Genomic DNA, 13,118 nt, shown 5'->3' with positions numbered 1-13,118 from the left:
TTATTATAATTGTACTAGTAAGTCATTTTTGATCTACTGTGGCTTCTTCTGCATAGTCACTGGTTTAGATACTACTTTTTTCTTCGTTCCTGTCATTGCTTCTCTATATTTCGCTACGATTTCTTCCGCTGGTCCATCATCGATAATTTGTCCTTGTTCCATCCAAATTGCTCGCGTGCACACCTTCTCTACAAAGCCCATACTATGGGAAACGATGATGACTGCTTTCGCTTTTTCCATCATGTCTTGAATACGTTCACTAGCTTTTTGTTGGAACGCGACGTCTCCCGTGGATAATGCTTCATCGATAATGAAGATGTCTGGTTTAAGAACAGCTGCAATACTAAACCCAAGTCTCGATTTCATCCCGCTTGAATAAGTCTTTACTGGCCGATAAATGGCATTGCCGATTCCTGAGAATTCTACAATTTCATCATACTTTTCTTGTACGCGTTTTTTTGGAATTCCTAACAACATAGCGTTTAAATAGATGTTATCTTCACCAGACAGTTGAGCATTAAATCCTGTTCCGTAACCTAGAAGACTTGATGTTTCACCATTAACCTCTAAATCACCTTCATCTGGTTTATAAATTCCTATTAGAAGTTTACAAAGTGTACTTTTACCCGCCCCATTATGACCAATGATCCCGACGACTTCGCCTTCTTTAATTTCAAAGCTGAGACCTTTGTTTGCCCAAAATGGTGTTTTCCGGTTTAATTCGAATTTAAGACCAACATTCTCGGCTTTGACGACCGGTTTATCCAACACGGTTGTTTCTGTTTTGTTCAGTTGCAGACTCCGGCGTTGTCTAGGCTTTACTTTAGGTAAAGTAGCGCGGTATTTTTGAATAATTTCTTTCGGGTTACCCTCATCTCTTACTTTTCCGTTTTCCAACCAAAGTAATCGGTCACAGTTTCGCTGTGCAAAACGCAGACTATGTGTAACCATAATGACCATTTTTGCGTTTTTGACGAGTTCTTTAAGTTTCTCAGAAGCTTTTTTTCCAAAGCGAGCATCACCGGTATTTAGTGCTTCATCAAGAATTAATATTTCAGGCTGTAAGTGAGCCGCCACACTAAAGCCAAGTCTCGCTTTCATACCGCTGGAATAACGCTTCATCGGTTGATCGATAAATTGGCCAATTTCTGAAAAGGCCACTATTTCTTCTATATACTCATTAATGATTTTTCTAGAAATTCCAAGCATCATGCCGTTTAAATACACATTTTCTCTTCCTGTTAATTCGGCATTAAAACCCATTCCATAAGAAAATAGAGCTGTTACTTTTCCGTCAACTTCGATTGAGCCTCGATCGGCTTCCAAAATCCCGGCGACCACTTTACTTATGGTCGTTTTTCCAGCCCCGTTTGAACCAATGATTCCTAAAATTTCACCTTCATGGCCATCAAAGGTAATATCCTCCAATGCCCATGTCTCTTTACTTTTTTTATCTTTTTTCTTACCCGTAAACAAGCGAAATGCTTTTGACTTAATATCATCATTATCATGATTGACAAATGCTACGCCAACGTTTCGGGCTTTGATAACATCTTGTGTTTTTTCGGTCATCACAACCAACTTCTTTCTAAAATACTATTAAAGCACTTTAATAATTTTATGCTCGTTTTTACTGTAATGGTTGATCATCAATACAATCACAGTGAGTGAAATGACAAAGATGACTGCTAAACCAATAAAGTCAGGCGTCGTATGAAACATTAAAATATCACGATAAGAGTCAACGATAATCGCAATCGGGTTATAGTCAACAACCCACTCTAAATTGTAATCCGATCGTGCTAATCGCCCGCCCTCCCAAATAATTGGCGATGCATAAAAGAGCACGCGAATGACATGGGTCATAATATTATCAATATCTCGGACAAAGACGTTGATATAAGCTAAGAAAAAACCTATTGCCATCAAGAAAACTAATGTAACCAACATAATGAGTGGCAAAAAGACGACTTCCCAGCCAGGGATGATTCCATTGAATAATAAAAACACCGCGACAACGATTAAACCAAATAGATAGTTGAAGAGCTGTGAAAATGTAAACGATAATGGAAAAATCGCTTTTGGCAAACTCACTTGGTTAATGATCGAACTGTATCGCAAAATCGATTTTGATGCACTGCTGATGCTCGAACTGATCCAACGCCATGCGACAAGACCTATTACAAGGAACACTGCATAGTTGAATTCATCATTTTCGCGGCCTAGAACGATTACGACCAAGAAGAAATAGACAACCACATTCAGTAATGGATCTAACAGCCACCAAAAATAACCGAGGTAACTGTTTCGGTGTTCTGCTTTCAGTCCTGATTTAATCAAATAATATAATAAGTCTTTTCTTTTTAAGATTTCCTGAATATATGATTTCATAACGAACTCCCACTCACATTTTACTGAAGCTTTAGGCTTGTTTTTTACTCATCTTCGTTTTCAATGAGTTTTTGATTCCTTTAAATGCGTAATGAACAAAGTAATAGCTACTCTTTAATAAGTTTTGATGTTCAATCTGACGGTAAACATACCACTGACCCTTTGCGGCTTTCAACTTGTTGCTAGAGACTGTATTCTGTCCCATTCGATATTTCGCAAGTACTTCTGGAAATCCATAAGCTTTGAATCCTTGTTTTGTTAACGTTAACCAATACGCATAATCTTGTCTTCTACGAATATTTTCCATCTCTTGGTTTCCTACTTTTTTTCGATCGATCATCACTGTTAAACATCCGATTACACAGTGTTTCATCAAATCATGGTATCCTACCGATTTAGGCGCCTTCGATATGTTTCCAGTAAGTTTCTCTTCGTCATCCATTCGAACATATTTTGTAAATGAAAAGGCAATATCCTTTTCTTGCATAAAGGCTAATTGTTTTTCCAGCTTTGTTGGAAACCATTGATCGTCACTGTCCAAAAATGCGATGTATCTACCTTTGGCCGCTTTCATTGCTGTGTTTCTTGCAACAGCTGCACCGCTATTTTCTTCTAACTGAATAAGTCGTACTCGAGAATCTTTTGTTACATATTTTTCAACAATTTCAACTGTTCGGTCCGTCGAGTAATCATCAACGACAATTATTTCATAATCTTGATAGGTTTGGGCCAGAACTGAGTCGATTGTCCCGCGTATCGTCTTTTCTGCATTAAATGCAGGTGTGATGACCGAGACTGTTGGATTGTTACGATCTGCTTGTTGCATTTCATCACCTATTTTATCTCTGACAGCCATTCATCATATAATTCCACTAAATGATTGGCTTGAGTTTTCCAATTCAATTTTTCCTGTACTGCTTTTTTTCCGTTTTCACCCATTTTACGAGCTTCTAGCGGATTTTGTCTTAAATATTCAATCGCTTCATAAATTGCTTGCTCATCGTACGGATCGACAGCAATACCGCATTGATACTGTTCAATAAACTCTTTCCAACGATCAAAGTTCGAACAAATAATTGGTAAGCCTGCATTCATGTATTCGAAGAACTTTGTCAGTTCCTTTTTTAAGTAATGGTCCGTTGGTGGAAATAGAGCTACACCTGCTAGCCAATTTGTATTGAGGTAGCTTTGTTCGATTACTTCTTTTGGTATGAACTGGTCAATACCTTGTATATGAATTCGATTGACGTTTTCTCCGGCAACTTGTTCAATTTCATCCGCAAACTTCCGTGGACATTTACCGATAAAGTGCATTTGAATCGTCGGATGAATGTTTGGCAAGTTCCCATGGATTTTTGCTCCTCTTTCTAAATCCACATTCCCCGTATAGATTAGCTTGTCTTCAATTGGTTGCTCATCGCGACGGTGAGAGATAAACTTTTTGTTTACTGTAGGGTAATTTAATACCCATTCGCCCGTTGGATAAATCTCTTGATAGTATTTCTCTGCCAGCACTTTTTTAAAAGGTTTTGTGATGACTTTCTCAACTGTACGGAAACTCTTTTTAATTAATAACTTTAAGAATTTATTTAAGTAATCTTTTTTTATTAAACTCGTCACGAAATCTTCATGCACATCGTATACTACGACATTTTGTTTCTTTTTTAACAATCTAGCAACTAGCATCAATTCTGGATCATGAAAATGATACACGTCCGCATCTAGTTGTTTTGCTTTTTTGTATGCTTGCCATGGGGCAAAGAGCATTCGTTTTAACTTACCATCGTAAGTTTCTAATGGAATGTGTGTAATCTCTTCACTTAGCTCTCCCGTGTTTGGGTCTTTTTGAGCGAGAAGGGTTACATCATACCCAGCTTCTTTAATCGACAAGCATTCTTTATGATAAATTCTTGGGTCAAACGGATGATGCACGGTTGTCATATGAACGATTTTCTTGTTTGACCGCATGTCCTCAGCTCCTACTCATTTGACTGCTTCTTTAAATACTTCTTCGTATTGTTTAACGATTTTATGGACATCGAAGTCGCTTAATCGTTCGTATCCTTTTTCGATGATTGCATTCTTTTCATTTTCTTGTAATAACAAAATATCTTTCATTGCTTTAGTCAGTTCTTCTGTATCTCCTATTGGAACAAGTTTTGCGTATTTGCCATTTTCCAACACTTCTGTCGCACCTGGTTCGCATCTCGTTGATACAATCGGAACACCTGTAGCCAATGCTTCAGCGAGTACGTGTCCAAAGCCTTCCCGTTTCGACGTAAGGACGAAGAGATCTGCTTGGTGGAAAAACGCATAGGGATTCTCTTGAAAACCGACTAAATGTACACGGTCTTGAATACCTAATTGCATCGCTTGTTCTTTCAATTTTTCTTCTAGTGGTCCTTCACCGAGAATCAATAATTGAGCGTCTATTTTTGTGGCCAATAATGCAAAGCTTTTTATCAATGTTTGTTGATCTTTATCTTCTACTAGCCTACCAGCAGTGACGATTGTTTTTTTACCATTCGTAAAATAAGGAAGTTCTATGTTTTCTTTCATTTTCTCACTAATTGAAATGATGTCGACTGGATTATAAATGACTTGCAGTTTCTTTTCGTTTACACCATAGCGACGAATCAAATTATTTTTAACTCCATTAGATAGCGCAATCACTTTAGTTGAGAACCGATAGAATAAGCCATATACTTTTAATTTTGTATCCGTCTTTCGGTCGCCACCTAGAAAAGCCGCTTCTCGAATGACGTTTTTCGCCCGTGTGTACGATAGTAATCGAGCTAATATCGCGATTACGTTGTAATTGGGGATCGTACTGAACACGATGTCCGCTCGTTCTTTTCGAATAATTTTCGCTAACGGTAAAATAGATTTTCGTAATCGTTTTGTATCAAGTTTTATAAATTTAATATTTTTATTTAGAAACGGCTCGTAGCTACCTTCGTAATTGCAAGTAACCAATACAGGGCGAAACTTGTCCTGATCAATGTTATTCAGGATGTTCAAGAAAGTTCTTCCTGCCCCACCCGAACCTAAAAAATAAATAAAAAAAACGACGGTTATTGGCTTTTTCATGCCATGCCTTCCTTCTAATTTGCAATGTTATACTCAAGAGATTATACCATATTGTAGGTATGAATAAAATTTAATAGGTAATGCGTGAATTTTAGCAATAGTCATGACATAAACGACAAAAATCCTCCGATAATAGTGGAGGATTTTATAATTATGATTTATTGACCAATTCTTTCAGAAACGGCAATAAATCTTTTCGAATATCTTCTCTTTCTAAGGACATTTCGATCATCGTTCGAATATAGCCTGTAATTTCACCTACATCGTATCGTTTACCTTGAAAATCATAGGCGAAAACCGATTCAGTTTCATTGAGTCGCTGAATGGCATCCGTTAATTGAATTTCATTCCCGGCGCCCAACTCTTGATTTTCTAATAAATCCATAATTGCTGGAGTCAAAACATATCGACCCATGATTGCTAGGTTTGAAGGCTCTTCACCAAATGCTGGCTTCTCAATAAAGTTCTTTACTTTATAAAGTCTTCCGTCCTTTTCGGATGGATCAATAATGCCATACCGGTCTGTTTCTCCATCTGGAACAGTTTGTACGCCGATTACGGATCGTTGTTTTTCGTTGTATTGGTCAATGAGTTGCTTTAAACCTGGTGTTTCAGCTTGAACAATATCATCACCTAACAATACTGCGAAGGGTTCGTTGCCGATGAACTTCCGTGCGCTCCATACGGCATGACCAAGCCCTTTTGGTTCTTTTTGACGAATATAATGAATATCGACATTCGAAGATTTTTTAACCTTTTCTAATAAATCGAATTTCCCTTTTTTCTCTAAAGTTTGTTCCAACTCTAACGCATGATCGAAATGGTCTTCAATCGCACGTTTCCCTTTACCTGTGACAATAATGATATCTTCTATGCCAGATGCAATTGCTTCCTCGACAATATATTGAATCGTAGGTTTATCAATAATCGGTAACATTTCTTTCGGCAATGCTTTTGTAACCGGCAAAAAACGTGTACCCAAACCCGCTGCAGGAATAATTGCTTTTTTAATTTTTTGCATGATTAGCCCTCATTTCAATCATTATTACTTTTGATTTTCATGCTCATCAACCAATTGTTGCAGTCTCGCCTTCTCTTCATCGGACACGACATAGTACCAGATACCGTTCATTCTCGAGCCGCTTCCATTCACTTCTTCACGGATGGTTTCTGAACGTGTACCGCGATAATCCATAAATAGCTTGCGCATTTCTCCCATTTGTAAATTCGTTTCTACGTTCGTTCCTAATGCATCTAAAATATCTTGCACTTTCGTAAACGAACCAAAGCTCATACCCTTATCAATCATTGCATCGATGATTTGTTGTTGGCGATCATTTCTACCCATGTCACCTTTAGGATCTTGCTTTCTCATCCGGGAGTATGCTAGTGCTTCCTCGCCGTTTAAGTGCAACTCTCCCGTTTCAAAAGTCTTACCGCTTTGATTAAATTGGCGGTTGTTCTGAACGGTTACGCCACCAAGCGCATCAACGCCATCTTTCAACCCTTCCATGTTCACTTTTCCATAAAAGTGTACGGTCGTATCCAAAAAGTCTTCTACCGTTTGCACGGAAAGCTCAGAATTACCAAATGCATAAGCGTGGTTAATCTTGTCCATGCCTCTTCCTGGAATGTTGACGTACGTATCACGCGGAATACTGAGCATCAATATTTTATTCGTATCTGGATTTAATGAGAGGAAGATCATTGTATCCGATCGACCTTTATCGCCTTCTCGTTCATCGACACCTAATAGCAGTGCATTAATTGTATCTTTATCTTTAAACCGTTGTTCAATTTCTTCTTTCTTTTCTTGGTCTGAATCGAGTGGTTGGTACATTTCAGAGACAGCATCGTCTACTTGTTTATACAGGTAAGCGGCATAGATCACACCTGCCAATATTAATAAGCCTAGTACGATCAATACAATTTTTAGTCCTTTTTTATTCCCTTTTTGTTTCCGTTTGTCTTTTCTCGTTTCCATTTACTCTTCCCTCTCTATGAGTTCTTCAATTCTATTAGAAATTAAACAGGTCGCTCCAATCAAAATATTTTCTGAATAGGTCTGCGTCTGTCTGTGTGAAATATAGATAAGTAATGACGATTCCAAATATTATGTAGATGAAGCAACCTAGTTGCAGCTTCTTTTTACTGTCCATCGTTTCACTTCCTTGCCTCCCTTCATTTTACCTGGATTAGTGTTTTTTGTCACCAGTTTAGTTATTTTGTTGCATTGTGCTTTTGATTATTTATTGGTTCAATGAATGTTTGAAGCAATTTGTATGGGGGCAAAGGTACATCATGAAAAAAATCACTCTATTATTATTGACGTTTCTCATTCTAGTAAGTTGCAGTGAAACGGCTACAAATGAAAAAGATGTAGAAGAAAAATCGAACGAAGGGCTTGAAATTGAGGTTACAGATGAAAATAACCAAGCTGACGAGGATGCAAACAACTCAACTGCAAATCCTGAAGGTAAACTAACTGTCCATTATATCGATGTAGGCCAAGGGGATGCGACATTACTTCAGGCGGTAGAAGGCGAGGAAACATTCAATCTATTAATCGATGCTGGTGACTGGACAGGTGATGAAGTGGTTCCTTATTTGAAGTCTCAGTCTGTTGAATCTTTGGATGTTGTCATTGGGACGCATATCCACGCCGATCATATCGGTCAACTAGATGAAGTCATCCAAAAATTTCCGGTTGATGAAGTGTGGATGACGGGTAATGTACATACAACCAGCGCTTTCGAAGATGTGTTGACAGCGATTGAACAGTCTGAGGCGTCTTATGTTGAGCCGCGTTCTGGTGAAGAATTCGAAATCGGTCCGTTCTTGGTGGAAGTATACCACCCGACTGAGCTGTCCGGCGATTTTAATGATGACTCGATTTCAACTCGAGTGACTTATGGTGATGTGCGATTTTTGTTTACGGGTGATGCTGAGGCAGGTGCTGAAGAGGAAATGTTAGCTAATGGATTCGATTTAGATGCTGATATCTTCCAGCTGGGGCATCATGGTTCGAGCACTTCCAACACGCCCGCTTTCGTACAGGCGGTCGATCCAGAAGTTGCCATTTATTCCGCTGGGCTAGACAATGATTACGGTCATCCGCATTATGAGACGGTTGAATTGATGAATAAAATGGGTATTGATTTGTATGGAACCGAGGCACACGGCACGATTGTGGTTGAGTCGAATGGCGAGCGTTTTTCTGTCCAACCGGAAAGAGAGGCAACCATTAAGAAAGAGAAGCCTGATTTTCTGAAAAATAATGATGATCATGAGTCGGCAAAATCGCATGAGTCATGCATCGATATTAATTCAGCTAGTTTAAAAGATTTATATGACATTATTCACATCGATGAAGCACGAGCTGCGGAATTAGTCGAGCTACGACCACACCATTCATTGAATGGCCTGAAACGGATTTATGGCATCGGTGACGGTCGGTTGGCCGATATTAAAGAAGAAGGGTTAGCTTGTGTGAAAGAATAATTGTATAGCTAGGGAGGGGACACAATGAGTAAATATGAAGGTGTACTTGATCGGATTGAAGATGGACACGCAGTTATTTTAGTTGAAGAAGATAAAAAGGACTTTCTTTTGCCAGCGAACCATTTACCCGATTCGATTCAAACCGGTAGTCAGGTTGAAGTGACGATTGAGAATGGTGAAGTGAGTGATATCAAGCTTATCGATACGAATGCTGACAGAAAGACATCTTTAGAGAATCGGTTAAATAAATTGCGAAGTGAACGTGATAGTCGGAGAAAATAAATTATTTTAATTAGGTAGGCTCTAAATGAGGAGTCTACCTAATTTTTATTTTGTGGTTTTTATAACCTTCAATAGGGTATTAAAATATAAAGCTACCAAATCCATGAGGTGAATAACATGCAGATCGGATATATCAGAAATGCTAAGAAACCTAATAAAATGGTTAAAATGATCGCAAAGATGAGTGCTTATTACGGAAATGAGTTGGTATACTTTCGTCCAGCCGATATTAATTTTAAAGAAAAGACAATTTCGGGTAAGATATTGATTGATAATCGTTGGAAAACAAAAGAAGTAAATGTACCAGCTTTTATCGATATTAACCCTCCGATATTCAAAAACAAGAGAGCAGTTCAATTTTTGAAAACACACAGCAATTTATCTATGGATCGACGCGTCGGTTCTAAACATGAAATTAATAAGCAGATTATTGCTGATGGAACATATAAAGACTTAATTATACCTTATATCGTAAGCAGCGAATTTCGCCCATTTTATAAGTTTTTAAAAAAGCATAAAAAAATTATATTAAAACCAGTGGATGGTATACAGGGTAAGAAAATTTATCAAATATCGTGTAGTAAAGGGAAATATATTATTTCAAGTGGAAATGAAGAATATACGCTTTCAAAAAGGAAATTAAAGAAATTTTATAGCCAGAATATAAAGCAAAATAAATTTTTAATTCAAAAATATATTCATTCCAGAACTTTAGCGGGTGACCCTTTTGATGTCCGCATACGACTTGAAAAGAATGGTAAAGGTAATTGGTCAGTTGCTACTTATCTTGTTCGAATTGGTACTAGTCAGAAAGTCGTTTCAAACGTTGCTCAAGGTGGCAGCGTTAATAAGTTAAAGCCATTTTTACGGGCTAATTTCCCTCAACAATCTGAACGCTTAGAGGACCGAATCAAAAGCCTAGGAAAAGAATTACCACCAAAATTAGAAGAAATTTTCGATCAAGATTTAATCGCTTTAGGTTTAGACGTAGCGATTGAACCTGATGGAACCATCTATCTTTTTGAAGTAGAGACGAATCCAGGCAGAACTTTTGGTGAAGGGGAAGTTGCTATGGTGAAAGCAGATTATTATCATTATGTAGCCAAAAGAATGAAAGGTAATTCTCTGAAAACTGGTGTTAGTTAATAAAAAAGTTGCCCAAATGATTGTCATTGGGCAACTTTTTTAGCTATTTACACCTTAAACCGCTTCACTTGCTCCGTCAATTCTTCAGCGAGTTTCGCTAGTTCTTCGGATGCTCGGGTGACTTCTTCCATTGAGCTTGAAGATTGCTGGGCTGAAGCTGCTGTTTCTTCAATGCCTGCTGCGGATTCTTCGGAGACAGCGGCTATTTCTTGAATAGATGCGTTCATTTCGTCGGTGTTCGAAGTCATTGTTGTGATGTTATCGGATACGCTTCGAATATGTCTTGTCATTTCTTGAATGGATGTTTCAATTTTTTGGAATGTTTCACCGGTTTGTTCAATTTGTTCACGGCCTTTTTCAACTTCGGCATAGCCGCTTCTGAGCGATTCAGCGACATCTGTAGATTCAGTTTGAACGTTATTAACAATACCGGTAATGCTTGTGACAGATGAGCCGACTTGTTCAGCTAGTTTGCGTACTTCATCTGCGACGACGGCAAAGCCTTTTCCGTGTTCACCGGCACGTGCCGCTTCAATTGCTGCGTTCAATGCTAGTAAGTTGGTTTGATCGGCAATGTCTCGAATGACGGATACGAGTTCAGAGATTTGCTCGGTTTGGTCATTCAGCCCGCCCATTTTTTCAACTGCTGATTGAACGACTTTGTCGATGTACTCCATTTGGGAGACGGATTGTTTCATCAAGTCTGCGCCAGTATTCGTCATTTCTAATACTTGCTTGGATGATTCATATGCGTTATCACTGTTTGCGTTGGCAGCTGTCATCCGTTCTGTAAATGACTCCATTGTTGTCGATAGGTCCCCCGCACTGCTTGCTTGTGTTTCGCCACCTGATGCGAGTTCTTCCATTGTTGCTGCGATTTGTTCGGATCCTTCTTTCACCTCTCCAGCGGATTGGGTCATCTCTTCACTTTGCGCGGCTAAGTTTCCGGATGCCTGCTGTACTTGTCCAATCAAGGTTTTCAAGTTTTGTTGCATCTCATTGACGCCTGCTGATAGTTGTCCAATTTCATCTTTGGATTGAGCCTTAATATCAACTGTTAAATCGCCTTTACTCATTGCACGGACTTTTTCGGTCAGATTTTTTAATGGCACGGTCATTTGTCTTGTAACGAATAATATGACGGCTATACTGATGGCGATTGCAACCCCCATGACGACAAGAGTCGTTTTCCAAATACCGCTTGCCGCTTCATCAAATTCCGATGTATACATCGTGCCGACAGTTTTCCATCCTGTTTTTTCACTCGTGTCAAAAATCATTTCCTTCGATTCACCGTCATGCATATAACTTTCTTGTCCGTTTTCTGCAGATGCAACTGTATCTTTCCAAGCCTCAGTAACTGGGGTTCCCGTTTCTTCCGTTGGATGAGATAGATACTGGTTGTTTTGATCGATTAAAATGACGTAACCTTCTTCTCCAATTTTCATGGTACTCGCTAAGGTTTCAAGCTCTTCCAATTTAACGTCAATCCCAACAACTCCAGATTGATCATTCGTCGCCTGGGCAACGGTTATAACCATATTTTCCGTATCTGCATCTTGGTACGGTGGTGTAATGACCACCTCTCCTGGTGATTCCATTGCTTGTATGTACCAATCGCGCTCGGTTGGGTCGTAGCTCGCGTCGTTCATAGCTGGTTGTGAATACATATCTCCTGAATCCGTTCCCACATATACAAATGCTGTATCTTCATTTGTCAAAAAATATTGTGACAGCATGTCCTCTAACTCATCTGGTTTATTGTATGTAAATCGATGAATGACAGTCGCTAAATAGTTCAGTGCGTCTGATTTCTGGGTAATTAGTTGGTTGATTTCATTATCAACTACTTGAACGTTTGTCGATGCTGTCTTCATCACTTGGTCAGAAAGTTCTTCTTTAGCAGCGTTGTAGCTAACAATACCAATCACTAATGATGGAATGATTAAGATGATTAAAAAAGTCGATAGTAGTTTTGTCCGAATACTCCAGTCTTTGAAACGCATGCTTCGTTTTTGTTTAGTTTGTTTTTCCTTCTTCATGTTGTATTTCCTTTCTTTCTATCGTTATTGGTCGAGCAGTAAATAGATGGTTAGCTCATTGCCCGCTTCAATTGTGAATGGAATAGCGATCGACCGTTTGAAACCGGTCATTCGCATATCTCCTTCAACTAATGTCGGTGAAGTGATATCAATCGTGACACTTTGTTCACTGACGATGGTAGCCAGTCCACCGGCGACCATATTGCCGAACTCGCCGCAAAATGAGTTCAACATATCCCCGCTAAGTTCCATGCCAAACATGGAGGTGCCAATTACACCGAAAGCATTTTGGTCACCGGAAAATAATAATTGGCCCTTTACGTGACCGGTAATACCGATTAACACGCCAAACTGTGTATGTAGCTCCTTTGTGTCAGCGCTAGGTCTACCCATTTGTGCACGGGAATCGGGGTGGTTTGTTGAATCGATTGAATCGTTCCATTTAGCAGTGTTGTTATATGTTTACTGCTGTTTTCTTGAGTTGTCGTCATAAGGTTACCTCGCTATTTTTATGTATTTTTATTTTTATGCCCTCGATTAGTGGCAACTCTATTTATATCGGTTAATTTATAAAATTATTGATGATTTGATAATCGAGTAGGAGGAGGTAGTTAACCTCCGACCTCTCACACCACCGTACGTACGGTTCCGTATACGGCGGTTCAA

13 protein-coding genes are annotated in these 13,118 nt (G+C 38.9%); 3 read left to right on the top strand and 10 right to left on the bottom strand.

All coding sequences use genetic code 11. From position 1 onward, the window contains the following. Positions 1–33 precede the first annotated feature (33 nt). The 8 genes from KC820_RS11590 to KC820_RS11555 all read right to left on the bottom strand — a co-directional run bounded on the left by KC820_RS11590 (position 34) and on the right by KC820_RS11555 (position 7,640). Positions 34–1,572 (bottom strand): ABC transporter ATP-binding protein, encoded by a 1,539-nt coding sequence (locus KC820_RS11590; protein WP_212371200.1) that lies wholly within the window; start codon positions 1,570–1,572, stop codon positions 34–36. A 27-nt stretch (positions 1,573–1,599) separates the two neighbouring features. Beyond that, complete coding sequence (locus tag KC820_RS11585; RefSeq protein WP_212371198.1) at positions 1,600–2,391, bottom strand: ABC transporter permease; 792 nt, start codon at positions 2,389–2,391, stop codon at positions 1,600–1,602. A gap of 31 nt (positions 2,392–2,422) precedes the next feature. Continuing rightward, positions 2,423–3,247: a glycosyltransferase family 2 protein gene (locus KC820_RS11580; RefSeq protein ID WP_236782662.1), complete on the bottom strand. Its 825-nt coding sequence runs from the start codon at positions 3,245–3,247 to the stop codon at positions 2,423–2,425. Further along, positions 3,226–4,359, bottom strand: a complete 1,134-nt coding sequence (locus tag KC820_RS11575; RefSeq protein WP_212371196.1) for a glycosyltransferase — start codon at positions 4,357–4,359, stop codon at positions 3,226–3,228. The genes KC820_RS11580 and KC820_RS11575 overlap by 22 nt, the downstream gene beginning before the upstream one ends. Before the next feature lie 15 nt (positions 4,360–4,374). Continuing rightward, a complete protein-coding gene (locus tag KC820_RS11570; RefSeq protein WP_212371193.1) occupies positions 4,375–5,481 on the bottom strand; it encodes a glycosyltransferase in 1,107 nt (368 codons plus the stop codon). Between the two features lie 151 nt (positions 5,482–5,632). Next, entirely contained in the window at positions 5,633–6,502 is an 870-nt protein-coding gene (gene galU, locus KC820_RS11565; RefSeq protein ID WP_212371191.1) for a UTP--glucose-1-phosphate uridylyltransferase GalU, read from the bottom strand. Positions 6,503–6,526: 24 nt separating this feature from the next. Further along, positions 6,527–7,465 (bottom strand): LCP family glycopolymer transferase, encoded by a 939-nt coding sequence (locus tag KC820_RS11560; RefSeq protein ID WP_212371189.1) that lies wholly within the window; start codon positions 7,463–7,465, stop codon positions 6,527–6,529. Positions 7,466–7,499: 34 nt separating this feature from the next. Continuing rightward, entirely contained in the window at positions 7,500–7,640 is a 141-nt protein-coding gene (locus KC820_RS11555) for a hypothetical protein (protein ID WP_212371187.1), read from the bottom strand. A 142-nt stretch (positions 7,641–7,782) separates the two neighbouring features. On the opposite strand from KC820_RS11555, the gene KC820_RS11550 reads away from it, so the two are divergent. From KC820_RS11550 to KC820_RS11540, 3 genes are all read left to right on the top strand, one after another. Beyond that, on the top strand, positions 7,783–8,982 hold the full coding sequence (locus KC820_RS11550; protein WP_212371185.1) for an MBL fold metallo-hydrolase: 1,200 nt from the start codon (positions 7,783–7,785) through the stop codon (positions 8,980–8,982). 24 nt (positions 8,983–9,006) lie between these two features. Further along, positions 9,007–9,264 carry a DUF3006 domain-containing protein gene (locus KC820_RS11545; RefSeq protein ID WP_212371182.1) on the top strand — a complete coding sequence of 86 codons (258 nt, stop codon included), beginning with the start codon at positions 9,007–9,009 and terminating at the stop codon, positions 9,262–9,264. Between the two features lie 117 nt (positions 9,265–9,381). After that, positions 9,382–10,410: a YheC/YheD family protein gene (locus KC820_RS11540; RefSeq protein WP_212371180.1), complete on the top strand. Its 1,029-nt coding sequence runs from the start codon at positions 9,382–9,384 to the stop codon at positions 10,408–10,410. A 47-nt stretch (positions 10,411–10,457) separates the two neighbouring features. On the opposite strand, the gene KC820_RS11535 is transcribed toward KC820_RS11540, so the two are convergent. Both KC820_RS11535 and KC820_RS11530 read right to left on the bottom strand, forming a co-directional pair. After that, positions 10,458–12,452, bottom strand: coding sequence for a methyl-accepting chemotaxis protein (locus KC820_RS11535; protein ID WP_212371178.1), 1,995 nt, complete (start codon positions 12,450–12,452; stop codon positions 10,458–10,460). A gap of 24 nt (positions 12,453–12,476) precedes the next feature. Further along, complete coding sequence (locus KC820_RS11530) at positions 12,477–12,845, bottom strand: chemotaxis protein CheX (RefSeq protein WP_212371176.1); 369 nt, start codon at positions 12,843–12,845, stop codon at positions 12,477–12,479. Positions 12,846–13,118: the final 273 nt, after the last annotated feature.

The sequence above is a fragment of the Allobacillus saliphilus genome (assembly GCF_018138385.1).
Lineage (GTDB): Bacteria > Bacillota > Bacilli > Bacillales > Alkalibacillaceae > Allobacillus > Allobacillus saliphilus.
The sequence above is the reverse complement of the archived record's forward strand: the minus strand, read 5'-3'. Positions and strand labels throughout refer to the sequence as shown.

Coding starts and splice junctions, on each gene's coding strand:
- KC820_RS11590 (WP_212371200.1), bottom strand. CDS start 1,572: ATGACCGAAAAAACACAAGATGTTATCAAAGCCCGAAACGTTGGCGTA.
- KC820_RS11585 (WP_212371198.1), bottom strand. CDS start 2,391: ATGAAATCATATATTCAGGAAATCTTAAAAAGAAAAGACTTATTATAT.
- KC820_RS11580 (WP_236782662.1), bottom strand. CDS start 3,247: ATGGCTGTCAGAGATAAAATAGGTGATGAAATGCAACAAGCAGATCGT.
- KC820_RS11575 (WP_212371196.1), bottom strand. CDS start 4,359: ATGCGGTCAAACAAGAAAATCGTTCATATGACAACCGTGCATCATCCG.
- KC820_RS11570 (WP_212371193.1), bottom strand. CDS start 5,481: ATGAAAAAGCCAATAACCGTCGTTTTTTTTATTTATTTTTTAGGTTCG.
- galU (WP_212371191.1), bottom strand. CDS start 6,502: ATGCAAAAAATTAAAAAAGCAATTATTCCTGCAGCGGGTTTGGGTACA.
- KC820_RS11560 (WP_212371189.1), bottom strand. CDS start 7,465: ATGGAAACGAGAAAAGACAAACGGAAACAAAAAGGGAATAAAAAAGGA.
- KC820_RS11555 (WP_212371187.1), bottom strand. CDS start 7,640: ATGGACAGTAAAAAGAAGCTGCAACTAGGTTGCTTCATCTACATAATA.
- KC820_RS11550 (WP_212371185.1), top strand. CDS start 7,783: ATGAAAAAAATCACTCTATTATTATTGACGTTTCTCATTCTAGTAAGT.
- KC820_RS11545 (WP_212371182.1), top strand. CDS start 9,007: ATGAGTAAATATGAAGGTGTACTTGATCGGATTGAAGATGGACACGCA.
- KC820_RS11540 (WP_212371180.1), top strand. CDS start 9,382: ATGCAGATCGGATATATCAGAAATGCTAAGAAACCTAATAAAATGGTT.
- KC820_RS11535 (WP_212371178.1), bottom strand. CDS start 12,452: ATGAAGAAGGAAAAACAAACTAAACAAAAACGAAGCATGCGTTTCAAA.
- KC820_RS11530 (WP_212371176.1), bottom strand. CDS start 12,845: ATGGGTAGACCTAGCGCTGACACAAAGGAGCTACATACACAGTTTGGC.